Source organism: Sporosarcina sp. P13 (genome assembly GCF_002743055.1).
Lineage (GTDB): Bacteria > Bacillota > Bacilli > Bacillales_A > Planococcaceae > Sporosarcina.
Map to the genome: position 1 here is coordinate 1 of NZ_PDYM01000075.1, position 2345 is coordinate 2345.

General features: G+C 44.9%; 2 protein-coding genes. Both read right to left on the reverse strand.

The annotated features are described in order from the left end of the window. Positions 1-85: 85 nt before the first annotated feature. Entirely contained in the window at positions 86-1648 is a 1563-nt protein-coding gene (gene tnpC / locus CSV79_RS16375; protein WP_099690112.1) for an IS66 family transposase, read from the reverse strand. Positions 1649-1721: 73 nt separating this feature from the next. Continuing rightward, positions 1722-2075 (reverse strand): IS66 family insertion sequence element accessory protein TnpB, encoded by a 354-nt coding sequence (tnpB, locus tag CSV79_RS16380; RefSeq protein WP_099690113.1) that lies wholly within the window; start codon positions 2073-2075, stop codon positions 1722-1724. Between the last annotated feature and the right edge of the window lie 270 nt (positions 2076-2345).

A 2345-nucleotide genomic window follows, 5' to 3' on the forward strand; every position in this document is an offset into this window, starting at 1 on the left:
GTAAGCCCGAAATATAAAAAAGCACACTTATGTAGTGCGCATCACGAATAGCCCTTACATTCGAATTTTTTCTTCGAATGTAGGGCTAGTTTTGCTTTCCGCAAGAAAGCAAGATGTTTTTTGACCATGGCAGATAGTCGTCCAATATCTCCGGCCTATGCCGAAAATTCAGGTTTGGCAATTCAGTCAAAAGCTTCTTCAGATAGGCATAGAAATCAACCCTATGTATTTTTGCTGTTTCTGCAAGGCTCAAACAGATGGCGTTCGCTTGCGCGCCCGCTTCACTGACCGAGAAAAGCCAATTTCTTCGACCGATCACATTGGGGCGAATGGCATTTTCGGCGGGGTTATTATCGATTTCAATTCGACCGTCATTTAAGAAAGCCTTCAATCCTTCCCCTCGATTTAGCGTATATTCCGCAGCTGTGGCAAGCGCACTTTTCCCATAGAAGGGAGACTGTTCCACCCATTGGAGGAATTCCTCGACTATCGGTTTTGAATATCTTCTCCTCATTTTTCGCCGTTTGCCGGGAGGCAAATGCTTGAACTTCCGTTCCAGCCAATATAGCTTATCGCAATATTCTACGCCAAGCCGACCATTCTTGCTGTCGGCTTTGAGCCAGTATCTTCGTACATGTGCCCAGCAGTTGGCAAAAGTAATGCCTTCTAGATTCCCATATGCAGAATAGCCATCGCAAATGATGGTCCCTTTATATCCACGAATGAAGCTTTTCAAGACTTCACGGGAACGCGATAAGGAACTCTGGAAAAGTACCATTACTGGTCCTTGGATTGGTAATGTTCGACATACCCAATTATAGGCGTTCTTCTGGCCGGACTTCCCGTCTGACCTGTGGATTATCTGAGCGTATGTTTCATCGACGTGCAGAACGTTCTTGCACTTTAACAAATCTTTCATCCGCTCGTATATGGGAGACAGCCATTTATCAGCTACTGAGATCACCCAATTAGATAGGTTTTTGTCATTCGTCATCAATCCGTGACGTTCCCATTCCTTTACCTGTCGGTAAAGGGGTAGGTATTGAATGAATTTATCATAAATGACTTTGGCCAAGACGCTAGGACCCGCGATGCTTCGTTGGATAGATGGTTGCGGAGCTTTGCCGCGGATGATTTGGGCAGGCTTGGAGACATCACGCTTACAGTGAGTACATTCATACGCATGTTCCACATGTTGCACCTTCTTCATTGTTGCAGGAATGAATACTGCTTCTTCCCGTACCACAGTTCCGCTGATTTTCTTCATTTGGTGACTGCAACAGGCGCATGTTGTACTTTCCGGATAGTAATGGATCACTTCGGTTTCGATATCTTCCCGTAATAGATCGTTACGCTTTTTCCTTTGGGTTTTACGGACAACAGTATAGGAAATTGTCTGTTGGCTTTGTACCTCTGTGTGCTCAGAGTCATTAAAAGAAGGATCATCCTCAAAAAGTGACCCTTGCCCGTCGGGCGCATTGTACTTTGATTTCTCTGTTTTTGATCCATACAGAAGCTTGGTAAGGTTCTGCACTTGGCGCGTGAGCGATTCGATTTGTTTGGAGAGATCCTGATTCTGCTGATTGGCGATAGCCAGTTGCCCCTCCAGTAATTGAATGATCTTTTCGGTTGAAGATCCGTTTGACATGTCGCTCACCGCTTTCCGTTCTGACTTAGTTCCTTCTATTATAACCAGTTCGAAGAACGGATGAAAGATGAATTTAGAATGCTCCTTTTAATGATGGCTGAATCGCTTTTGGCTGTTGAATAGACAATCCTTCTAGCAACCAGCGGAGCTCCTGCTGGGTTAAATTCTTTACTTCCCGTTCATTTCTTGGCCACTGTAGCGTCCCGCTATCCAATCGCTTATACAACATGGCGAAGCCGTCTCCGTCAAAATAAAGACATTTATACCGATCCTTTTTCAGGCCAGCGAACAGGAAGATGGAATCACTGTACGGATCAAGCTCGAAAGAGTCCTGAATTAGTGTAGCCAGACCGTCAATTCCTTTACGCATATCAGTTTTACCGCAGATGATGTAGATATTTTGAACTTCTGTATAGTCCTGCCTCATCGATTGATCAGCTCCCTCATGACAATCTGGATGAGACGCTCTTCCACGCCGTTCTGGAAAGTGACCTCGACGCTTCCACTCTTGACAAAACAAGAGCCGGAGGATGTTAAAGAAGGGGCAGGTAGGTCCGTGCTAGGCGCGGAATGCAAACTTACGGGGACTATGGTCAATGGTTTCTGTTGCAATAGAAAAGCATCTCCTTAAAGTTGATATATTGATCATACTAGGAGATGCTTTTTAAAAATATGCGTTGTTTGATTGGGGGCTTAC